Genomic DNA, 23163 nt, shown 5'->3' on the forward strand with positions numbered 1-23163 from the left:
CGAATGCAGTTAAACCAGTTAAGCGAGTTTCGCGGCGATAGCCTGGCCGACTTCGATGGTGTTCGCCTTGCCGCCCAGGTCGCCGGTATGCGGGCCTTCGATCAGCGTCGCTTCGATTGCGGCGAGAATAGCGTCATGCGCCTCGCGTTCCTTGCCTGCGTGATTGCCGAGGAAGTCGAGCATCATCGCGGCCGACCAGATCATCGCGATCGGATTGGCGAGGTTCTTGCCGGCAATGTCGGGCGCCGAGCCGTGCACCGGTTCGAACAGCGACGGAAACTTGCGGTCCGGGTTCAGGTTGCCCGACCGCGCGAGACCGATCGTGCCGGTGCAGGCGGGGCCGAGATCGGAGAGGATGTCGCCGAACAGATTGGTGGCCACCACCACGTCGAAGCGATCCGGGTTCAGCACGAAGCGGGCGCAGAGAATGTCGATGTGCTGCTTGTCCCACTTCACGTCGGGGTACTGCGCCGCGATGCCGGCTGCGCATTTGTCCCACCAGGGCATGCTGATCGCGATGCCGTTGCTCTTCGTGGCGACGGTGATCTGCTTGCGCTCGCGGCGTTGCGCGAGATCGAACGCGAACTTCAGCACGCGCTCGCTGCCGTGGCGCGTGAACACCGATTCCTGCAGCACGAATTCGCGCTCGGTGCCTTCGAACATCACGCCGCCCACCGACGAATACTCGCCCTCGGTGTTTTCACGCACAATCCAGAAGTCGATGTCGCCCGGCTTGCGGCCCGCCAGCGGCGACGGCACGCCGGCGAAGAGCCGTGCAGGCCGCAGGTTGATGTACTCTGGTCGAATTCGCGGCGGAACTTCAGCAGCGAGCCCCACAGCGAGATGTGGTCGGGCACCGTGTCCGGCCAGCCGACCGCGCCGAACAGGATCGCATCGGCCGATTGCAACTGGGTCTTCCAGTCGTCCGGCATCATCTTGCCGTGCTTTCTGTAGTACTCGCAGCTGGCCCGTTCGATGTGCTGATACTCCAGCTCGATGCCGAAACGCGCTTTCGCCGCGGCCTTTCTTCTGCAACTGCGAAAGTATGCGCAGGTCAATCCGGTCCAGCTTGCAGTCGCTGCTCGTCGTCGTGTTATCACTCCGGCGATCGGTGAAAGGATCTTGAAGGACCCTCCCACTCTAGTATGCAGTGGCATGGTTTTTGACCTTCAGCGCGGCCCTAACGTCGGCTTGCACGAGAACGTCGTCGAGGGTCTTTTCGAGCCGTTCGAACAGCAGGTCAAACTCGGCCTCGGTGTACGACAGCGCCGGCGCAAAGCCGAGAATGTTGTCGCCGAACGCGCGGAAAATCAGGCGGTTTTCATACGCCGCCGCGGCGATCCGCTCGGACAGTTTCAGCGAGGGATCGAAACCTGCCTTGCTGTCTTTGTCCGAAACAAGTTCGAGTGCGCCGAGCAGGCCACGATGGCGCGAGTCGCCCACGAGCGGATGCGCGAGTAGCGCGTCGAGGCCTCGGGCGAAACGCGGGCCACGTGCGACGCCGTTCGCGAGCAAGCCGCCTTCGTGATACAGGCGCAGCACTTCGAGACCGATCGCCGCGCTGACCGGGTGCGCCGAATACGTATGGCCGTGGCCGATGATCGCTTCGGCGTCGCCGTCGGCAATGCCTTGATAGATTTCGTCAGACATCAGCACGGCGCCCATCGGCGCATAGCCGGAGGTCAAGCCCTTTGCCACGGTCATCAGATCCGGTTCGACGTTTTCGCCCTGGCACGCGAATAGCGGACCCGTACGGCCGAAACCGGTGATGACTTCGTCGGCGACGAACAGAATGCCGAGTTGACGGCAGCTTTCACGCATCGCTTTCAACCAGCCGACCGGCGGCACGATCACGCCGCCTGAGCCCTGAATCGGTTCGCAGAAGAAGGCCGCAACATTGTCCGCGCCGAGTTCGGCCACCTTCGCTTCGAGCGCGGCCACCGAGGCGGCGATCAACGCGGCGTCGTCGGCGAAATCGTTGCGGTACGCATACGGCGACGGTAGATGGTGCTGGTTCGGCAGCGGCAGATCGAAATTGCGGTGGAACGCGGGCAATGCGGTCAGCCCTGCGCCCATCGTCGACGAGCCGTGGTAGCCGCGTTGCAGCGCGATGATGTGTTTCTTCGACGGCCGCCCGGTTGCGTTGAAGTAGTGCGTGATGAAACGAATGGCCGAATCGACTGCATCGGAACCCCCGAGCGTGAAATACACGTGTTGCAGCGAAGCGGGCGACACCTCCACCAGCTTTTGCGCCAATTCGATCGCCGGGGCCGAACCGAAATGGAAATAGCCGGTCGCGTAGGGCAGTTTCTTCATCTGCTCGGTGGCGACGTCGACAATGCTTTGCTGGCCATAGCCTACATTGACGCACCACAGGCCCGAGAAGGCGTCGAGCAGTTCGTTGCCAGCCGCGTCGCGCAGGAACGCGCCGCGGGCGGACTCGAGGACGGTGACGCCGCGGGCTTCGTGCGCGCGGTAGTTGATGACCGGGTGAATCAGATGCTTGCGGTCGGCTTCGATAAGCGAATGAATCGGCATGATGGTTTCTCGTCGCGGGAAAGGGCTGTTGACCGTTCCATACTACTGACCCGCGACGATCACCTGCTCACCTAAACAATTGTCCGAAAAGCGCGCCCGACGCGTTTTGATGTGTGGCCTTAGCATTTTCTGCTGCGGACGCTGAAAAGCCGCGCCACGCGGGGGTTTCAAGCGGTCCTGCCCTCAATAGCCTTGCGCGCGGTCGATCTCTGACCGAGCATCGGCTGGCCTTCGCGATGGCGGCGCAGATTCTCGAGCACTACGTCGACAGCGCTCTCCGGCCGTGTCGCGCTGGCGATATGGGGCGTGATGCGCACGCGTGGATGCGTCCACAACGCATGACCGGCGGGCAAGGGCTCCGGATCAGTGACGTCGAGAATGGCGTTGTGCAACTGGCCGCTATCCAGTGCCGCCAGCAAATCCGGCTGGTTCAGATGCGGACCGCGCCCGGTCTGAATCAGCGACGCGCCGCGTGGCAGCTTCGCGAACAACCTGGCATCGAGCAGGCCGCGTGTGGCGGGCGTGAGCGGCAACAGGCAGATCAGGATGTCAGTGCGGGCGAGAAACTCATCCAGCACGCCTTCGCCCGCATGGCAATCGACACCTTCGATCTCGCGAGCCGAGCGGCTCCAGCCCGCGCACGCGAAGCCGAACGGACGCAGCCGTTGCAACACGGCGGTGCCGAGCACACCGAGTCCGAGCACGCCGACGCGGCGCTGGCTGAATCGTCAGCACGCCTTGCGTGATGTACTCGACCATCCCTTCAATAATTCCTGGCTCGATCATCCGTACCACCGGTATATGCGCCGGCACGCCCGACAGGTCGAACTGGTCGATACCAGCGCCGACCGAGAACACGATTTCGAGGTTCGGGAAGGTGCGGGTGGGGTCTTCAGGCGGCTGCCAGGCGGCGAGGTAGCGGATCGCGGCCGGGTCGCTGAGATCGGGCAAGACGTGGAACGGCAGGTTCGGTGCCTTCTGCGCGACGAGTTTCGCCCATCGCGCGCCGCGCGCCGGGTCGGCTTTATAGAGGAAGGCCATGATGGATCAGCACATCGCCTGGTTGATGATGCCGTATTGCAGGTAGTGCGCGTCGTGCCCGCTGGTGGCGGGTTCGCCCGGTGTGCCGCGGCGGACCATTTTGACGACCGTGTCCACGCGCGGCAACCCCAACTGTTCCAGCCACTCGGTCAGCCCGCTTTCGCCGGGTGTGTCGATGCGCACGAACATGCCTTCGTTCAGCGCGAGCCAATGGCGGATGAGGGCCTTGGCCCGGCTTGAATCCTCCGACGCGGGCGCGACCACCGGTCCGATCGCAAAGCCCTTCCCGAAGCGGCGAAACAGCGCGAAGCCGATCAGTTCGCCGTCGCGATCGAGGGCAATGCCGTCGATCGCGCTTAATAGTGCGGGCAAGACTTCTCCACGGTCCAGGCCGCTTGCCTGCGAGGCCAGTTCGACCAGCCGTGCCGTATCGCTCGACCCGAGTGGGCGCAGGCGTTCCCCGGGCGGCAAGGAAACGAGAGGCGGCTGGAATGCCGTGCCCTGATGCTGGTCGAGCGTGCCGACCGCGCGAAAGCCGAGCTTTTCATATAAAGGCTGACCGGCGGTCGTCGCGTGCAGGAACGTGACCCGGCTGCCGAGTTCTTCCAGCACCAGATCCGTCAGCTTTCTGCCGATGCCGCGCCCTTGCTGCCCGGGGGACACGATCACCATCCCGAGCGACGCGCGGTCTACACCGTACTTCCAGCACAGCGCCGTGCCGATCACGCCGCTCGCGTCTTCCGCGACGAACCCCACACCCAGAAGCGCCGCGAATCGCCAGTCGTCCGCGCGATGCGGCCATTTGAGCTCGACCGTCAGCGCGTGCGCGGCGGCGATGTCGTCGTGGCTGAAGGGTCGATAGGTAATCGAATCGGTATTCGAATCGGACACACCGTACTCCTGAATGACTGAAGACTTACGCCGTCACTCTGTCATCCCGTGCGCGGTGTGACTAGGACGATCTTTCTATCCGCGGCGCCCGAAAGGGCCGCATCGAAAATCGATGCAAAACGCCACGTTTCATCACTCATTACGGGCGTGTTCTGCTGCACGGCGATTTTTATCGGCGACATATGCCGCGCCCACGGCTCTATGATTTCGTCATCGCCGCGGCGTTGTCAAAAAGCCCCCGCGTGGACCCTCAGCCAGTCACACAGGAAACCATTTCTCATGGACAGCTTCAATCCGGACGACGTCGCGATTCGCAGCGGGCATTTCATCGGCGGCGAGTATGTGGATGGTGACGTACGCAGCGGCGGGCGCCGCATCGAGGTGGCGCGCCCTTCGGACGGCGTGATCTACGCCTGGGTGCCACTCGCCGATGCCGGAACGGTGGATCGCGCGGTGGAGAACGCGTGGCAGGCTTTCAGGACGAGCGGCTGGGCGCGCATGGCGCCGCGCGAGCGCGCGAAGATCCTGCGCCGCTTCGCCGAACTGGTCGAAGCCGACGCCTCGTTTCTAGGCCGTTTGGAGGCGCTCGGTTCGACGCGTCCGATTGCTCAGGCAGTTGGCTGGGACGTGCCGTTCACCGCCGAGGGCATCCGCTTCTACGCCGAGTTCGCCGACAAGCTGGGTGGCGACGTGGCCGCGACCGATCACGACCACCTCGGCATGACGATCACTGAGCCGTACGGCGTGATCGGCGCAATCGCGCCATGGAATTTCCCGCTGGTGATGGCGTCGTGGAAGATCGCGCCCGCACTGGCGGCGGGCAACGCCGTCGTGCTGAAGCCTTCGGAGATGACGCCGTTCTCGGTGTTGCGGCTCGCCGAACTGGCGGTGCAGGCGGGTGTGCCGGCCGGCATCTTCAACGTGATCCAGGGCGATGGCCGTGTCACCGGTGATGAACTGGTGCGCCATCCGAAGATCAGCAAGGTCACCTTCACCGGTTCCACACGGACGGGGGCCGCGATCATGGCGGCCTGCGCCAATAGCGGCACCAAACCGGTCACGCTCGAACTGGGTGGCAAGAGCCCGCAAATCGTATTCGCCGACGCCCCGCGTCTCGACGACGTCGCACGGCGGATCGCTGGCGCCATTACCGGCAACGCGGGCCAGGTGTGCGTGGCGGGCTCGCGGCTGCTGGTCGAGCGAAGCCTTGCCGAACCGCTGGCCGAGCGCATCGGCAAGGTCTTTGCCGAGTTGAAACCGGGCGCGACCTGGACCGCCGGCACCACGTTGTCGCCGATCATCTCCGCGCCACAGGCAGCGCGCATCGAAGGGATCGTCGGACGCACGCTGGAGGGCGGCGCGACGCTGCGCTATGGCGGCATGCGGGCTGACGGCGCGGCGGCTGCATTGACCGGCGCGTTCTATACACCGACGCTGCTCACGGACGTCACGGCTGATTCCGAAGCGGTGAGCGAAGAAGTCTTCGGCCCGGTGCTGACGCTGCAAACCTTCGATACCGAAGAAGAAGCGCTCGCGCTCGCGCAGCATCCCGAGTACGGCCTCGCGGCCGGTGTGCACACCGCCGACCTGGGCCGGGCGCTGCGTTTTGTGCGCGGGCTCGAAGCGGGCACGGTGTGGGTCAACCGCTATGGCCGCACCTCGGACTTCATGATTCCCACAGGCGGCTACAAGCGTTCCGGCATCGGCAAGGACCTGGGCCGCCAGGCCTACGAGGCAAACCTGCGTTTCAAAAGCGTGTTGATCGACCTGCGCGCCTGAACGCGTGCCATCCGTCCGGCGCTGGCCGCAAACCCAGCAGGGACAAGGCTTTCGACCTGAGTGGCGCATTCTGTGCTGCCGGAAGCCCCAAAACGCATGGTTTGTGTCACCGGCAGCGCCTTAATCAGGAACATCTATTTTTTTTTGCTGCTTAAATCTTTTACAGGAATGAGCTCTCCCTGTTTTCGCCAATGAACTCCGACGCGAGTTCGCCATCACGATAGGACTGCACCATGATCGACTTCGAACCGAAATACATCACCTTCGACTGCTACGGCACCCTCACCAAATTCCACATGGCCGACATGACGCGCGAACAGTACGGCCATCTGCTGAACGGCGAAGATCTGGAGAAGCTCGTGGCGTTTTACTCGGGCTATCGCCGCGACGAAGTGCTCGGCGCATGGAAGCCGTATCGCGACGTGGTGGTCAACGCGCTGCGCCGCGCCTGCAAGCGCATGAATGTCGAGTTCAACGAAGCGGGTGCCGAGAGCATCTATGAAGCGGTGCCAACCTGGGGTCCGCATCCGGACGTGCCGGAAGGTGTGTCGCGCCTTGCGAAGAAGTACAAGCTGGTGATCCTGTCGAATGCATCGAACGACCAGATCCAGCGCAACGTTGACAAGCTCGGCGCGCCGTTTCATGCGGTTTTCACCGCCCAGCAGGCGCAGTCGTACAAGCCGCGTATGCAGGGCTTCGAATACATGTTCGACCAGCTGAACTGCAATCCGGAAGACGTGCTGCACGTGTCGTCGAGCCTGCGTTACGACCTGATGACTGTGCATGACATGGGAGTCAAGCACAAGGCATTCGTCAACCGCGGCCACGAGCCGTCGACGCCGTACTACCAGTACTACGAAGTCAGCGATATTCCGCATCTGGCCTCGGAACTTGGTCTGTAGGCGCCGCTTGCATACGCTGAAGACAGCCAGCCCCCTCGCTCATTGCCCCACTCAAGGACAAACCCGATGAAGCTCGATTCCTATTGGCTCGACACTGCACCGCCCCTGCTTTCGGCGTGCGAGGGTCCGGTCGAAGGTCAGACCGATGTCGTCGTTATCGGCGGCGGCTTCACCGGGCTGTCGGCGGCGCAGGCGTTGGGCAAGCGCGGCGCGTCGGTGACGGTGGTCGACGCCGGCCGCATCGGCGGCGGCGCGTCCGGGCGCAACGGCGGGCAGGTCAATACCGGTGTCGCGCAGGATTTCGTCGCACTTGTCGCGCAACTCGGTGTGGAGCGGGCGAGTGCCTGCTACCGCGCGTTTTCCGATGCGGTCGACACGGTCGAGCGTCTGATCCGCGAGGAAAACATCGACTGCAATTACATCGCGACCGGCAAGCTGAAGCTCGCGTCCAAGCCGCACCACCTGGCGCATCTGGAGAAGACCGCGGAGCTGATCCGGCGCGAAGTCGATACGGATATCGAACTGATCGACCGCAGCCGTATCCGCAGTGAAATCCAGTCGGACAGTTTTTACGGCGGATTGCTGCACCGGCACGGCGGCCAGATGCATATGGGCAAGTTCGTCGTCGGTCTCGCGGAGGCCGCGGTGCGCCGCGGCGCCAAGCTGTACGAAAACGCGGCAGTTACCGCTATCGTGAAAGACGGCGGCGGCTTCCGCATCACCACGGCGCGCGGCGAAGTGCGCGCGAAGCAGGTGCTGATCGCGACCGGCCCGTCGCGCCACGGTCCGTTCGGCTGGTACCGGCGGCGTCTCGCGCCGGTCGGTTCGTTCATCGTGGTGACGGAGCCCGTGTCGCCGCAGTTGCTGGCGCAAGTATTTCCGAACCGGCGCGCGTACACCACCACGCGGCTGATGCACAACTACTTTCGCGTGACACCCGATTCGCGTTTGCTGTTCGGCGGCCGGGCGCGTTTCACGGCGTCCGAACGGCCGTCCGATGCGAAGAGCGGACGCATCCTGCAGGAAGGTCTCGCCGGGATGTTCCCGATGCTCGCCAACGCCCGCATCGACTATTGCTGGGGCGGTCTGGTAGACATGAGCGCCGACCGTCTGCCGCATGCCGGGCAGCACGACGGCATCTATTTTTCGATGGGCTACAGCGGCCACGGCACGCAGATGTCGACGCATATGGGTCAGGTGATGGCCGACGTGATGGATGGCCGCGACGACAGCAACCCGTGGGGCGAGTCCGAATGGGCCGCTATTCCGGGCCACACCGGGAAGCCCTGGTTCCTGCCGCTCGTGGGAACGTATTACCGTATCAAAGACATCTTCTATTGAAGTCCTGTTGTTGTACTGGCGTTTTGTAGGCATTAGTCAACCTCACGCAGCCATCACAACTGCCACTCTCGCGGAGACATACGATGAATAAGAAAAATTCACAGCACGGCGCATCTGAACCCGGTCACGGGTTGGAGCAATTGACGGCCAGGGGCGCCTCGCGGCGCGACGTGCTGCGCGCGATGGCCGCGGCCGGGATGATGTCGGTGACGGGCGCCGGTCTTCTGAGCGCGAGCGGCGCGGCATTCGCCCAGGCGAAGCCGAAGCAGGGCGGCAAGATTCGGGTGGCGACGCAGTCCGCTTCGGCCGCGGACACGCTCGATCCGGCCAAGGGCGCGCTTGCCACCGACTATGTCCGCGGCTTCATGTTCTACAACTGTCTGACCGAGCTCGATTCGCATCTCAGCGCGAAGATGGCGCTCGCCACCTCGCTGGATACGAAAGATGCGACCGTGTGGGTCGTCAAGCTGCGCTCCGGCGTGCAGTTCCACGACGGCAAGGCGCTCGCGCCGGCCGACGTGGTGTATTCGATCATGCGCCACAAGGATCCAGCCACCGCCTCGAAGGCGAAGACGCTGGCCGAGCAGATCAAGGAAGTGAAAGCAACCGGCCCGAACGAAGTGACGATCACCCTGGACGGCCCGAACGCCGATCTGCCGGTGATTCTGGCCACCTCGCATTTCCAGATTATCAAGGACGGCACCAAGGATTTCAAAACCGCAATCGGCACCGGCCCATTCAAGGTCAAGGAATTCTCGCCGGGCGTGCGCACCGTTGGCGTCAAAAACGAGAAGTACTGGAAGCCAGGCATGCCGCATCTGGACGAAATCGAACTGGTCGGCATCGGCGACGAATCCGCGCGCGTGAACGCGCTGCTCTCGGGCGACGTGCAGCTGATCAACGCGGTGCACCCACGTTCGACCACTCAGATCAAGGGCGCCGGCGGCTTCTCCGTGCTGGAGACGAAGACCGGCCAGTACACCGACCTGATTGTTCGCGACGAAGCCGGCATTACCGGCAACGACGATTTCCGGCGCGGCATGATGTACCTGCAGGACCGCGAGCAGATGCGCCGGGCGATCTTCCAGGGCTACGGCGCAATCGGCAACGATCAGCCGATTGACCCGACGAATAAGTACTATCTCGCGGGTCTCCCACAGCGCGCATTCGATCCTGACAAGGCGAAGTTTTATTTTCAGAAGGCAAAGCTCGGCAGCGCGCCGCTGCAGATCTTCGCGTCGCCGGCCGCGGACGGTTCGGTCGAAATGGCGATGCTGCTTCAGCAGGTTGCGCCGCAGGCGGGCCTCAACCTGCAGGTAAGCCGCGTCCCAGCGGACGGCTACTGGTCGAATCACTGGATGAAGCATCCGCTGGGTTTCGGCAATGTCAACGCGCGTCCGAGCGCAGACGTGATTTTCACCCAGTTCTTCAAGTCCGACGCACCCTGGAACGAAGCGAACTGGAAGAGCCCGAAGTTCGACCAGATGCTGGTTGCGGCGCGCGGCGAGCCGGATGACGCGAAGCGCAAGAAGATCTACGGCGATATGCAGGTGCTGGTGCATGAAACCGGCGGCATCGGGATTCCGATGTTCCAGAGTTCGCTCGACGCCCATACCAACAAGCTCAAGGGACTTGGCTCGATTCCGCTGGCCGGCCTGATGGGCTTCATGTTCGCGGAAAACGTCTGGCTGGAGGCGTAATCGAAAGCTTTCCAGCCCGACGGGCTGGGAAGCCAAACCGAACGAACCCGGCAAAACCCGCGATAGCCGTAACAGGCGCCCCGCTTCCATGCGGCGCGCTGCTTCATATAACAGGAGGAGACTTTCGATGAAAACCCATGCGCAACGACTCATCGTCGCGCGCCTCGGCCTCGCGCTGCTCACGCTGCTGCTGGTCTCGGCGGTCGTGTTCGGCATCACGGGACTGCTTCCCGGCGATGCCGCCCAACAGGCGCTCGGCCAGGCGGCAACCCCGGAGGCCGTCGCGGCATTGCGGCATCAGTTCGGCCTTGACCAGCCCGCGCTGCAACGGTACTTCGAGTGGCTCTTCCATATCGTCAGCGGCAGCTTCGGCACGTCGCTGTCGAACAATCTCCCCGTCAGCGAGCTGATCGCGACGCGCTTGCCGAACTCCCTGGTACTGGCCGGTCTGACGGCGCTGGTCTCGGTGCCGGTGGCGCTGTTGATCGGTATTTCATCGGCGATGTTCCGCGGCTCGCTGCTCGACCGCACGCTCAACGTGCTGACGCTCTCCACGGTCGCCGTGCCCGAGTTTCTGATCGCCACCATCGCCGTGCTGATCTTCGCCGTCAAGCTGCGCTGGCTGCCGGCGCTGTCGTATCTCTCGGAGGTCCATTCGTTCGGTGCGCTGCTGCGCATCTACGCGATGCCGGTGATGACGCTGTGCTGCGTGCTCGTCGCGCAGATGGCACGCATGACGCGCGCCGCGGTGCTCGATCAGCTCAATTCGTCGTACGTGGAAATGGCGGTGTTAAAGGGCGCCTCGCCGGCGCGCGTGGTGCTGCGGCATGTGTTGCCCAACACCATCGGACCGATTGCCAATGCGGTGGCATTGAGCCTGTCGTATCTGTTCGGCGGCGTGGTGATCGTGGAATCGATCTTCAACTATCCCGGCCTCGCGAGCCTGATGGTGGATGCCGTCACCAATCGCGACATGCCGCTCGTGCAGGGCTGCGTGATGGTGTTCTGCGCGGCGTATCTCGCGTTGGTGTTGATCGCCGACCTGTGTCAAATCCTGTCCAACCCGAGGCTGCGTCGATGATGAGCCAACCTACCAATCCTCACCACGTTCCTCACGCCACCACAGAGCTGTACGACGTGTGCCACGACGAAGTGGTCGTCGAGCCCGCGCCTGTGGAAGCGGTGACGCCGAAACACGGCATGCTCAAACACCTAGTGCACCGTTTCTCCATACTTGGTCTGATCGGCCTGCTGATGGTGGCCATCTGGCTGCTGGTCGCGTTCATCGGACCGCTGGTCGCGCCGTACAAAGGTGGCGCGCTGACCTCGACGGAAATTTTCGGCAGCTATAGCGCGGCGTATCCGCTCGGCACCGACTATCTCGGCCGCGATATGTTGAGCCGGATCCTCTACGGCGCGCGCTACACGGTCGGCCTCGCGCTCGCCGCGGCGGTGCTCGCCAGCGTAATCGGCACGTTCTTCGGACTGCTCGCGGCGGTGTCGGGCCGCTGGGTCGACGAAATCCTGAGCCGTCTGTTCGACGCGCTGATTTCGATCCCGAGCAAGGTGCTTGCGCTCGTCGTGATCGCCGCGTTCGGTTCGTCGATTCCGATGCTGACGACGGTGGCCGCTTTGGCCTACATCCCCGGCGCGTTCCGCATTTCGCGTTCGCTCGCGGTGAATCTGATGGGTCTCGAATATGTGCAGGTGGCCAGAGCACGCGGCGAAGGCATTTTCTATATTGCGCGGGTCGAGGTGCTGCCGAACATGATCCATCCGATGCTTGCCGATTTTGGCCTGCGCTTCGTGTTTATCGTTCTGCTGCTGAGCGGTCTGAGTTTCCTCGGCCTTGGCGTGCAGCCGCCGAACGCGGACTGGGGTTCACTTGTGCGCGAAAACATCGGCGGCCTGTCCGAAGGCGCGCCTGCTGTCTTGATGCCGGCTGTCGCGATTGCGACGCTGACGATCGGCATGAATCTGCTGATCGATAACCTGCGGCGTCGTAGCCGTAGCCATGGAGGTGCATGATGGCTGATCGTGCTGAGCGGGACATGATTGAGGTAAAGGGACTGCGGGTTACCGCGGGTGCGGCTCCGGGGCCGGTAACCGAGATCGTCAAGGGTGTCGACTTTTCGGTGAAGAAAGGCGAGGTGCTGGCGCTGATCGGCGAATCGGGTTCGGGCAAGACGACCATTGCATTGTCGTTGCTCGGCTATGCGCGGGCAGGCTGTTCGATCAGCGGCGGCTCGGTGCGGATCGGCGAGGTCGACGTGTTGTCGCTCGATGCGAAGGGACGCCGCGCTTTGCGCGCGCGCACTGTCGCGTATGTCGCGCAAAGCGCTGCGGCGGGTTTCAATCCGGCGCGCACGATCATGGATCAGGTGACGGAGCCGGCGCTGTTGCACCAGTTGATGACGAAGGAGGCCGCGCGGAACAAAGCGGTTGGCCTGTTCCGCGCGCTTGCGCTGCCCGCACCGGATACGATCGGCGACCGTTATCCGCATCAGGTGTCCGGCGGGCAGTTGCAGCGCCTGATGGCCGCGATGGCGTTGATCACCGATCCGGCTGTCGTCGTATTCGACGAACCGACTACTGCGCTCGACGTGACCACGCAGATCGAAGTGCTCGCGGCCTTCAAGAAAGTGATCCGCGAACTCGGCACTACCGCTGTGTACGTGTCGCACGATCTGGCCGTGGTCGCGCAGATGGCGGACCGCATCGTGGTGCTGAACGGCGGTACGGTCAAGGAGAACGGCGTGGTCGCGCAGGTGCTCGACGCACCCGTCGATGCCTACACACGTCAGTTGCTCGCCGCGACGCGCCACCCGGAGGCGTCGTCTGAAATGCCACAGCAGGCCGGCAAGCACGTTCCGCCGGTGCTCGAAATTCGGGGGCTGGCCGCAGGCTATGGCCGCATCGACCGTTCCGGCGTACCCGCCGTGTGTGTGCTCGACGACGTAGGCCTCTCCATTCCTCGCGGCAGCGCGCTCGGCGTGATCGGCGAATCGGGTTCCGGCAAGACGACGCTCGCGCGCGTGGTGGCGGGTCTCGTCGACCGTACACGCGGCGAGGTGCTGTTCAACGGCGAGCCGTTGCCCGCGCAGATGTCGCGCCGCACGCCCGAGCAGTACCGGCAGATCCAGATCGTGTTCCAGAACGCCGACACGGCGCTGAACCCGAGTCATTCGATCGCGGATATTCTTGGCCGGCCGCTCGCGTTCTATCATTATCTGCGTGGTGCTGCCGCGAAGAAGCGCATGCTGGAACTGCTCGATCTGGTGAAGCTGCCCGCCTCGATCGCCACGCGCACGCCTGCCGGACTCTCCGGCGGCCAGAAGCAGCGCGTGAATCTGGCGCGCGCATTGGCCGCCGAGCCCGCCTTGATCCTCTGCGACGAAGTGACGTCCGCGCTCGATACGGTGGTCGGCGCGGCGATCCTCGACCTGCTCGCGGAATTGCGGCGCGAGCTGGCCGTGTCATACATGTTCATCAGCCACGACATCTCAACCGTACGCGCCATCTGCGACGAAGTGATCGTGCTTTATGCGGGGCAGCGAGTGGAAGCGGGACAGCGCGACGTGCTCGCCGCGCCACCCTATCATCCGTACACGGGTTTGCTGGTGGATTCGGTGCCTGCGTTGAAACCGGGCTGGCTCGATGGGCGTCGCCATGTCGCTGCCTGCGCACTACCGGCGATGGGCGAAAGCGCCGCTGTCCCCGCGTTGTGCTCGTTCCGCGCGCGTTGCCCGGTGCGCATCGACGGTATGTGCAACACGACGCCGCCGTCGCTCAGAAAGCTACCTTCCGGCGCTGAGATTCTTTGCCACCATTCGGCCGCCGAGCTCAGCCGTTTGCAAGCCCTGGAGACGATCCCGGCATGAACCAGCGATTTGTGCGGCTAGCGGAAACGGGCCGCAAGACCTTTCCCCTCATCGTGGACGGCGTCGTGCGCGAGGCCGCCGAAGGCGATACGCTGATGGTCGCGTTGCTCACCGGTACAGGCACATTGCGCGACTCCGAATTCGGCGACGGCCGGCGCGCTGGTTTCTGTCTGATGGGCGCCTGCCAGGACTGCTGGGTGTGGACCGCGCAAGGCGAGCGGGTGCGTGCGTGCAGCACGCCGGCAATGCCGGGCATGTCGATCGTCACGAAGCTGGCGGAAGCCGCGGAGGGTGTATGGCCCCGCGCGTAGTCATCATCGGGGCCGGGCCGGCGGGCGTGCGCGCGGCGCAGGCGCTCGTCGAAGCGGGACTGCGGCCTGTCGTGGTCGACGAAGGGCGGCGCGACGGCGGGCAGATTTATCGACGGCAGCCGGAAGGGTTTTCGCGCAGCTACGAGACGCTCTATGGCACCGAGGCCGAGCGCGCCGCGTCGCTGCATCAGAGCTTCGATGCGTTGAAGAGCCGGATCGACTATCTGCCGGAAACGCTGGTCTGGAACATCTCGCCGAACACCGTGCACCTGGTGAGCGGGACGCGGTATCACACGCTCGCGTTCGACGCGCTGATCGTCTGCAGCGGCGCGACGGACCGGCTGATGCCGGTCAAGGGCTGGCACCAGGCCGGCACTTATAGCCTCGGCGGCGCACAGGTCGCGCTGAAGTCACAAGGCTGCGCGATCGGTTCGCGCATCGTCATGATGGGCAGCGGTCCGCTTCTCTACCTCGTGGCCGCGCAGTACGTGAAAGCGGGCGCGCGGCTCGCCGCGGTGCTCGACACCTCGACGTTCGGGCAGCGCGTTGCCGCGTTGCCCAAATTGCTGGCGATTCCCGCCGCGCTCAGAAAAGGCATCGCGCTGACGCGTGTGCTGGCTAAAGCACGCGTGCCGGTTCATCGCGGCGTGCAACCCATCGAGATCAAGGGTTCGCCGCAAGACGGCGTGAGCGGCGTCGAGGTCGCGCTGCCCGGCGGCAAGCGTCTCGAGTTCGCGTGTGATGCCGTCGCGCTCGGTTATCACCTGCGGCCCGAGACGCAACTCGCGGACCTTGCCGGCTGTCGTTTTTCGTTCGACGAGAACACGCAACAGTGGCTGCCGCAAATCGACGCCGACGGCCGTGGCAGCATCAAGGGCGTCTATCTGGCGGGCGACGGCGCGCGGGTGCGCGGCGCGGACGCCGCCGAACGTTCGGGCCGCCTCGCCGCGCTGGCGGCGTTGCACGATCATGGCATGCGGGTCGAAGGCGCGGAGCGGGAGCGCCTGCGAGCCGAACTCGCGCGCTTCACGCGTTTTGCCGCGGGCTTGCGCGAAGCCTTTCCATGGCCGGCGAGATTCGCCGCGTCGCTGCCTGACGAGACCATCGTCTGCCGCTGCGAAGCGATCACGGCGGGCGAATTGCGCCGCGTGGTGCGAGCGACCGGCGCGAAGGAAGCCAATCGCGCGAAGGCGTTTTCGCGCGTGGGCATGGGCCGCTGCCAGGGGCGCTATTGCGGCCACGCCGGCGCGGAAATCATCGCGGCGGCGGCTTGCGTGCCGTTGTCGTCGGTTGGGCGGCTGCGCGGCCAGGCGCCAGTCAAGCCGCTGCCCGTGGCGCTGACCGAAGAGATGCGCGACGAGGTGAGCGAATGAGCGCGACGACCAGCAACGAAGCCGATGTGATCGTGATCGGAGGCGGCATCGTGGGCACCACGACGGCGTTTTTTCTGCGCCAGCGCAACCGCTCGGTGATCCTGCTCGAACGCGGATTGACGGGCCAACAGGCGAGCGGCGTGAACTACGGCGGCATCCGGCGGCAAGGCCGCGCATTGCCGCAACTGGCAATGGCGAACCGCGCGCTGCGTACGTGGCAACGCTCGGCGGAGTTGCTCGGCGAGGACATCGAGTTTCTGGCGTCGGGCCACACGCGCGTGTGCTACCACCAGAAGGACGCCGACCATTTCGATCAGTACGCCATCGACGCTCGCGCCTATGGTCTCGAACTCGAAGTGCTGCACGGCAAAGCGATGTTCAGGCGGTTTCCGTTTCTCGGCCGCGAGGTGCTGGCGGCGTCGATCTCGCCGCTCGACGGCCACGCCAATCCACGCCTTGCCGCGCCCGCGTTCGGCCGCGCGGCGGCCCGACTCGGCGCGCAGGTGATCGAGGACACCGAGATCGTGCGCGTCGAAAAAGATGGCGGGCGGTTTCGCGTGGAAAGCGCGCGCGGCGATGTGTACTGGGCGGCGCAGCTCGTGATCTGCGCCGGCGCGTGGGCAACGCGTCTTACCGAACAGTTCGGCGAAACGGCGCCCATCACCGCGCGCGGGCCGCAAATGTGCGTGACTGAGCCGGTGCCTTACGTGTTCAGGTTGTCAATGGGTGTGTTCACGTCGGTCAAGGAAGAGAGCATCTATTTCCGCCAGATTCCGCGCGGCAACATCATCGTCGGCGGCGGTCCTGCCGGCCCGGCCGATGCCGTGACGAGCCGCGCCTCGGTGTTGCCAATCAACACCGTGCGGCAACTGGCGCAGATGCGCCGGCTCGTGCCCGCGTTGGCGCCGCTGCACGTGATTCGCGTGTGGAGCGGGGTGGAAGGCTATCTGCCCGACGGCGAGCCGGTGATCGGTCCGAGCAGTCAGGTCGATGGTTTGTTCTACGCGTTCGGCTTCAGCGGCTCGGGTTTTCAGATCGGCCCGGGCGTCGGCGAAACGATGGCGGAACTCGTCGATACGGGCAGCACGGCCATTCCCCTCGACGCGTTTTCCATCCGGCGTTTCGAGGAGCAAACGGCTGCCCGGTCGACCATCGTGACGTCATGAAACAGTCCGTCAGCCTCGATGCCGCCCGCGCTTTCATCGAAGCCCATTTCGACGAACCGGTGACGCTCGCCCAACTCGCCGCGCTATCCGCGCTTAGCGTGTCGCGCTTCGCTACGGTGTTCCGGCAGCAATACGGCTCGTCGCCGTACCGCTATCTGTGTGGGCTGCGAATTCAGCGCGCGCAGACCCTGTTGCTGAAAGGCGTGCCGGGATCGGTCGTCGCGACGGAGGTCGGTTTCTTCGATCAAAGCCATTTCAGCCGCCATTTCAAGCGATGCTGCGGGATGACGCCCAGCGTCTTCGTCCGGCGTGCCGCTACTGACACCCGCCGCCGAGCGCCGGACGGTGAGCTAAGGAGCGACTCGCGGGCGGCCGAACAGGGGATTTGACTGCATGGTACCCGCGCCATCGCTAGTCCCACGCAAGCCATGCGAGCGGCACCAGGACCGACCGACGCGACGCGATCAACCTGGCGAGCTCGGTGCCGCGTTCTCAAATCTGAAGTGCAACACCCTAACTCGTTGGTTTCCAGCAGTTGGATAAGTTGGCGACGATATGCGGCTCAAAATGAGCACGCGCAACGGCCGATTCGAGTGCGTGCCAAGAAAGGCATTTTCTTCTATTCGGGATGCGATAAACAGTTACACAAGCTGACGGGTTGCGACTACCATCCGGCGGCTGAATGCACAGGCGTGCGCCAACAAAACGTTAGAACTGAAAGCCGAGTCATGCCACATCCGATTTGTGCCGCCCTAGGTCCAGGTGCGACCCAACACAACCTGCGTCTGGCAAAAAGAATCTGAACGACTGGAACACAACATGTCCAAATTGCAGCAAGCAGTAGCGGAGCATTGCAGCTCCCGATCGTTTATCGATCTACGGAAATTCGCGTCGGATAAAAGCCAAGGGATTGAGGCGATTGGTTCGGCCGACGAGAGTCGCTTCCTTTCTAGTCGCCGCGTTCTAGATTGGCCGCCGGGGGCGGTGAGCGCGGGCGTGATAGCGCTCGACGCAGGATGCGGTGTGGTGCCGCCTCAGCCGGCAGATGAATTCATCATCGTTGCGGAAGGGGAGATCACGTTGACGCAAGAAGACCGTGCGCTAACGCTGGGGCCAGGCGACAGCGCGGTGCTGGGTCATGGCGCGGAGTTTTCCTGGTCAGCGCGAGGGCCCGTATCGGTCATCTTCATGCGTTACCACGGCAGTCAGTATGCTGACGGGAAGATTGTCCCGATCCAGCACGCGCCGCAATTGGAGCCGTCGGGCACGCCGCCCGCGGAATTGCTACTCACGCCCGCGCCGGTCTGCCGCAACTTCACGGACTACCGCTCTGCGGATGGAGAATTTGTCTGCGGCACTTGGGATTCAACACCCTATCATCGTAGTGCAATGTTTTATCGCCATTGCGAGCTGATGTATCTCCTGGAAGGCAGTGTCACATTCGTGGACGAATCCGGCAGAACGGACACCTTCGAGCGCGGTGACATTTTCCTCGTTGAACAAGGCGCGCAGTGCAGTTGGGAAAGTCGCGAGCACGTCGCAAAGATATACGCGATTTATCGTCCGGCATAACGCCGCTAATCGTCCGGGAATCACGTCCCTGATGTACCTTCGCCCGCAGGCAGTCCATGTCTGCAGGACTTTTTGACGCGCCAAGCGTGGATGCACGCGGATGCGCGTTTAGTCATAAGAGTCATAGACCATACGATGCTATCGTCCATTCGCACACGCGTTGTTCTTGCATGCGTAGCGCTGGTAGTTTTCTCCGTCGTCTCCAGCACCGCGACAGATTATTCGATCGCGAAGTCGAGCATGGAGGCTGCAATCGACCACGACTTGACGTCGTCCGCCAACGACCACGTCGGTGTTATCGCCGAGTGGGTCGCTGGCAAGACTCGAATGGTTTCATCGCTGCAGGATGTCGTGTTGACGACTGACCCGGGCCCCATGCTGAAACAGATCGCCATTGCGGGCGGATTCTTTGACGTTGGCGTCGGCTACCCGGACAGAACCGCAAAGTTCACCGACTGGCCGAACATTCCTTCCAGCTACGATCCGACTAGCCGCCCTTGGTACAAAGGCGCCGTGCACGCCGGCAAACCGGTTGCTATCCCTTACGTCAGCACAAGCGGTGCGCTGTTGGTCGCTTTGGCGGTTCCGGTGATACGCGACGGCGTGTTGAAGGCTGTACTGGTGGGCGATGTCGCATTGGACAGCGTGGTTGGGAACGTAAAATCGATTCATCCGACTCCCGCAAGCTTCGGTATGCTGATTGACCACAGCGGCCGCATCATTGCGCATCCGGATCCAAAGCTGAGGTTCAAGCCGATCACTGACATTGCGGAGGATTTCGCTGGGGTGGTCACGACCGCGTCGGCTGACCCGGGGAGCGCACCGATGAAACTAGCCGTCGACGGAAAAACGAAGCTGGTGCTTGCACAGGGCGTGCCGGGTACCGATTGGGACGTCGTGGTCGCCCTCGACGAGTCGGAGGCGACTGCTGGAATGCGTTCGCTCTTGAGTGCGTCACTGGTGTCTCTCATTGTTATCGTCGGCATCGCATCCGTTATAGGGGCCGCGATTACCACAACGGCGTTCCGCCGCCTTGGGCACGTCAGTCAAGCAATGACAGCGATCAGTTCGGGCACGGGCGACCTGACACAACGTCTGCCGGACGAGGGCGGGGACGAAGTGGCCAACATCGCGCGTTCGTTCAACCAGTTCGTCGCCAAACTTCAAAGCGTGATGTTAGAGATCCGCGGTGCTAGCGAATCGGTGCGTGCCGCCGCAAATGAAATTGCCGCAGCAAGCCACGACCTGTCGTCCCGTACTGAGTCGGCGGCGGCGAGCCTGCAGCAGACAGCCGCATCGATGGACCAAATCTCGGTGACCGTGGACCGGTCGGCCGCAGCGGCCCTCGAGGCCGACGAGCGATCGAGTATCGCGACGCAAATGGCTTCGCGCGGTGGTGAGATCGTGTCCGATGCGGTCGGCACAATGGGAGACATCGAGGAAGCGTCCGGCCGGATCGGTGCAATCATTAGCGTAATCGACGGCATAGCGTTCCAGACCAACATTCTCGCGCTCAATGCTGCTGTGGAAGCCGCGCGCGCGGGGGAGCAAGGCCGCGGCTTCGCAGTCGTCGCACACGAGGTTCGTAGCCTGGCGCAGCGCAGCGCCCAGGCGGCGCGCGAAGTGAAGCAACTTGTGGAGTCCACGGTCTCACGCGTTGCTGCGGGATCGTCCCAGGTGCGTCGAGCTGGCGAGACGATGAGCGAGATTGTCGCCAATGCTGTCGATGTTCAATCGGTCATCTCGGGCATCGCCCGTTCAGCAACGGAGCAGACACGCGGGATCCAGGAGGTCAATCTTGCGGTGATGCAACTCGATGGAATGGTGCAGCAGAACGCGGCGTTGGTGGAAGAATCGGCAGCCGCATCGGCCGCGTTGCAGACGCAGGCGAACGCGTTGGCATCTACCATCGGACAGTTCAAGATCGCGTAAGAGGGCCGCGTGTCGCAGAGGTGGCTCTGCCCGCGCCGGAGCCCATACTCCAGAGCGCGCCGGAGTGCTAAACGATGCCGAATCGTGTCTGCCCCGCGCTTCCATGCGGACCAGTGCCGATTGACTGGCGTATCGTATTTTTTCGAGAACGAATCGCTGCCAGTCGCGCTCGGCACGGGGCATGTACGCTGATAATATGGTCAAGTACATGGATACGTTCAGCGGCCAGATCGGTAATCCGATGTGTGGCAAGATGCGTGTATATCGCTAACCTCCCTCTATCTTCATGGCGACGACGTGAAACGCGCCACACAGCTTGGGGCCGCTTTCGGACGGGCAAAGAAGAACACGTGACGGATACGGAGTCGCTGCAGCCAGCCGCAGATTTGGCCGAAACGGTCGAGGGCGAAGTCGTCAGCGAGCTTGCATATAGTCCAAACGCGCGGGCGCCGTTGGAACTAAATTTGGGAAAGCGCTGCAGATTGGAAGTAAATGTGGGAAAACTCTGCAGATGGAACTAATTTTGGGAAAACGCTGCTTCCGGACGGTGAATGTTGGACCGGCTTTTACTCGTTCATAGTCAGGTTCGCGAAGGGAGGTGCGCGCCCCACAGTTTGCCCCCAAGCCGGGAACTCGCAAAAGCTGTCGGCGTGGGCCCGGCAACCTTGCTCACTGCGCAAACCGGCGAAGAGCCCCGGTCAGAGGTCGCTGGAATTCCCGATGCTGTTCAACAATTTCCTGTCGCGGGGCGTCGAGAAGTAGACGCTCGAGGAGTCGGTGCTCCCTGCGAACCTTTCAATCACGAGTAGGGTGCCGTTGCTTCCGAGCCATTCTCGCTCGTCCTGCCTGAAATTGGCACCGAAGCCGTTTTGGACGATTGGACGCGAGCCACGCGGCGCACGCCCGAACTTCTTGGTAAATCCTTGTGCGACACTTCAACGTGGGCGTTCGAGCACATGAAAAGCGTGTTTTTTGGAACTAAAAGTGGGAAACGGCTGCAGCGCAGAGATTTCCTCGATTTAGTTCCAAAATGTTCCCAAGTTTAGTTCCCAGAACTCTTGCGCCCGGAGGCCGAATCACGACATTTCTAATGAGCTGAAACACGACATTACTAAAAAGCTCTGACACCACTGATGTTGATAATTTATCTTATGTCAAATAGTTTCGCTAACTCACTCACCGCGCATTACATTCAGCTATCTCCCCTGAGTGATGTGTCCGCCCTCGGCAAATACGATCACGATTGTCCGGCAATTGTGAACCCGGCGTCGTTCTAAACGCGGCTTTCGTCAGCGTTTCACTATCTTTGCCGTGCGGTCGCGAGCCTCTGAACAGAATTGGCCGTCAAATAAGCAGCCCAGACCCTAAGGTGAACACATTTGCCTGCGTTGGTGGGCTATCGAACAAGATTGCAGTACTGCCGCCATCGTGTAACCACTATTGTACGGTGCAACCCTGCTATTACCGCCCGCGACATCTAAATGCTAGCGTATCTCTGGTCGTCGATGTGATTTCGGCAGCGACTGGCCGACGCAAGCAACCTCGGCCCAAACCGCTAAGTAACCGTGGCCGCTTTGATTCGTTCTTTCGACCTTTGGCTAACTTGCGGCGGAGTTTGCTTTTTGAGCAGCCGTGCGTACGTTACTTCCAGTTTCCATCCCTGAGCCGCATAGGTGCTCGCCGATCCCCGAATCCAGGCAGCCGTCCGACCTTTACCGCGTAGAAGCCCGATCTCCCGACGCATTGACATCGGCATGCCATCTCAATAGTGATCATTAGCGGAGGGTCACCCAGATTTTCAGTTCAATATGAGCGCTCAACTGCATGGTGATGTCACCGCTGCAAAGAAGTTGAAAGCCGCCTTCGGGCGGCTTTTGGCTTTGTGGTTGCCGTTTCACCGTGAAAACCGATGTCCGCCCATGACTTCTTGCCAATGACGGTTTAAGGTCTACAGGAGGTTGATGGTTGAGTTTTTGGAGATCGCCTATTTCGTTATCAGCGCATAAACTGTCAGGCGCTCACATTTACCACGGGCTGCCATCCGATGGCGTCCTTTTGGTATCCGTCGGCTCCGCTGGGTATCAGTACGCAGTGCAGTCGGTCTGCGCTATCAAACCCGATCACAATGTTATCGCCTTCATGCGCGCGCGACATCACCTTGTTCGTTTGAAAATAAAGGCGGTGCTCTGACCGCTTTGGATTCTTCAATCTTGCGTCGTACCAAGTGACGTTTGCCGTGTCGATCAGATCCTCGCCACGCAGATGGAAGATCGCAGGCATTTCGAAAGGGTTTTTTCCGAAGATCTGCTGAAGTTGAACAACACCGTTGAACTCGTGCTGGTTTGAAGTTTTGGGGTCCGCTTCGGTTGATGAAAGAAGCTTTATGCATGCGCGTGTGAGACCAATCGGTTTATTCGCCATTGTCTTCTCCATAACATGCCATTGAACGCATTGTGGGAAGCTGGATCTTCACCGCAAGGTTGGACGAGAGGGACAATCCCGACTGCCAGTAATGGCCTGCACGCCAATTACAGCATTAACGCCTACGGATTGAAAGCTTTCGTCTGAGATAACGGGCATGATGACCGGCGGAAGGCCGATTTCAGCTTACAGTACTTTGTCAATGACCTACGTTTGAAGCCACAGTTAATCTGAAAATGAGGCTCTTTTGAAAACGGAGTGGGTAACGGGGCTCATCGGGCATGCTCATTAAAGCGTGAGAAGTCGAGTTTTCCA

The 23163-nt window shown here is 62.4% G+C and carries 16 protein-coding genes and 2 pseudogenes; 13 read left to right on the plus strand and 5 right to left on the minus strand.

The genetic code is table 11. The features are described from left to right. Positions 1-18: 18 nt before the first annotated feature. From AC3WLT_RS22270 to AC3WLT_RS22285, 4 genes and pseudogenes are all read right to left on the minus strand, one after another. Positions 19-1019 (minus strand): annotated as a pseudogene (locus AC3WLT_RS22270) (tartrate dehydrogenase); the annotation flags it as partial. Positions 1020-1140: 121 nt separating this feature from the next. Next, complete coding sequence (locus AC3WLT_RS22275; protein ID WP_492593848.1) at positions 1141-2538, minus strand: aspartate aminotransferase family protein; 1398 nt, start codon at positions 2536-2538, stop codon at positions 1141-1143. Between the two features lie 183 nt (positions 2539-2721). Then, positions 2722-3579: pseudogene (locus AC3WLT_RS22280) on the minus strand (2-hydroxyacid dehydrogenase). 6 nt (positions 3580-3585) lie between these two features. Next, entirely contained in the window at positions 3586-4470 is an 885-nt protein-coding gene (locus tag AC3WLT_RS22285) for a GNAT family N-acetyltransferase (protein WP_492593849.1), read from the minus strand. A 279-nt stretch (positions 4471-4749) separates the two neighbouring features. Between AC3WLT_RS22285 and AC3WLT_RS22290 the strand changes: the two genes are divergently transcribed. From AC3WLT_RS22290 to AC3WLT_RS22350, 13 genes are all read left to right on the plus strand, one after another. Further along, positions 4750-6249, plus strand: a complete 1500-nt coding sequence (locus tag AC3WLT_RS22290) for an aldehyde dehydrogenase family protein (RefSeq protein WP_492593850.1) — start codon at positions 4750-4752, stop codon at positions 6247-6249. Between the two features lie 233 nt (positions 6250-6482). Continuing rightward, positions 6483-7151 (plus strand): haloacid dehalogenase type II, encoded by a 669-nt coding sequence (locus AC3WLT_RS22295; protein WP_492593851.1) that lies wholly within the window; start codon positions 6483-6485, stop codon positions 7149-7151. Between the two features lie 66 nt (positions 7152-7217). Further along, entirely contained in the window at positions 7218-8492 is a 1275-nt protein-coding gene (locus tag AC3WLT_RS22300; RefSeq protein WP_492593852.1) for an NAD(P)/FAD-dependent oxidoreductase, read from the plus strand. An 83-nt stretch (positions 8493-8575) separates the two neighbouring features. After that, positions 8576-10192: an ABC transporter substrate-binding protein gene (locus AC3WLT_RS22305; RefSeq protein ID WP_492593853.1), complete on the plus strand. Its 1617-nt coding sequence runs from the start codon at positions 8576-8578 to the stop codon at positions 10190-10192. Positions 10193-10319: 127 nt separating this feature from the next. Then, a complete protein-coding gene (locus tag AC3WLT_RS22310) occupies positions 10320-11273 on the plus strand; it encodes an ABC transporter permease (protein ID WP_492593854.1) in 954 nt (317 codons plus the stop codon). Then, positions 11270-12220 carry an ABC transporter permease gene (locus AC3WLT_RS22315; RefSeq protein ID WP_492593855.1) on the plus strand — a complete coding sequence of 317 codons (951 nt, stop codon included), beginning with the start codon at positions 11270-11272 and terminating at the stop codon, positions 12218-12220. The genes AC3WLT_RS22310 and AC3WLT_RS22315 overlap by 4 nt, the downstream gene beginning before the upstream one ends. Further along, on the plus strand, positions 12220-14073 hold the full coding sequence (locus AC3WLT_RS22320; protein ID WP_492593856.1) for an ABC transporter ATP-binding protein: 1854 nt from the start codon (positions 12220-12222) through the stop codon (positions 14071-14073). Before AC3WLT_RS22315 ends, AC3WLT_RS22320 begins: the two co-directional genes overlap by 1 nt. Next, positions 14070-14384 (plus strand): (2Fe-2S)-binding protein, encoded by a 315-nt coding sequence (locus AC3WLT_RS22325; RefSeq protein ID WP_492593857.1) that lies wholly within the window; start codon positions 14070-14072, stop codon positions 14382-14384. Before AC3WLT_RS22320 ends, AC3WLT_RS22325 begins: the two co-directional genes overlap by 4 nt. Further along, entirely contained in the window at positions 14369-15757 is a 1389-nt protein-coding gene (locus AC3WLT_RS22330; RefSeq protein ID WP_492593858.1) for an FAD/NAD(P)-dependent oxidoreductase, read from the plus strand. Before AC3WLT_RS22325 ends, AC3WLT_RS22330 begins: the two co-directional genes overlap by 16 nt. After that, entirely contained in the window at positions 15754-16923 is a 1170-nt protein-coding gene (locus AC3WLT_RS22335) for an NAD(P)/FAD-dependent oxidoreductase (protein WP_492593859.1), read from the plus strand. The genes AC3WLT_RS22330 and AC3WLT_RS22335 overlap by 4 nt, the downstream gene beginning before the upstream one ends. Further along, a complete protein-coding gene (locus tag AC3WLT_RS22340) occupies positions 16920-17312 on the plus strand; it encodes a helix-turn-helix transcriptional regulator (RefSeq protein ID WP_492593860.1) in 393 nt (130 codons plus the stop codon). The genes AC3WLT_RS22335 and AC3WLT_RS22340 overlap by 4 nt, the downstream gene beginning before the upstream one ends. A gap of 430 nt (positions 17313-17742) precedes the next feature. Next, on the plus strand, positions 17743-18495 hold the full coding sequence (locus AC3WLT_RS22345; RefSeq protein WP_492593861.1) for a cupin domain-containing protein: 753 nt from the start codon (positions 17743-17745) through the stop codon (positions 18493-18495). A gap of 135 nt (positions 18496-18630) precedes the next feature. Next, positions 18631-20427 carry a methyl-accepting chemotaxis protein gene (locus tag AC3WLT_RS22350; RefSeq protein WP_492593862.1) on the plus strand — a complete coding sequence of 599 codons (1797 nt, stop codon included), beginning with the start codon at positions 18631-18633 and terminating at the stop codon, positions 20425-20427. A 2010-nt stretch (positions 20428-22437) separates the two neighbouring features. On the opposite strand, the gene AC3WLT_RS22355 is transcribed toward AC3WLT_RS22350, so the two are convergent. Beyond that, entirely contained in the window at positions 22438-22848 is a 411-nt protein-coding gene (locus AC3WLT_RS22355; RefSeq protein ID WP_492593863.1) for a type II restriction endonuclease, read from the minus strand. Positions 22849-23163 lie beyond the last annotated feature (315 nt).

Source organism: Paraburkholderia sp. FW306-2-2C-D06C (assembly GCF_058781505.1).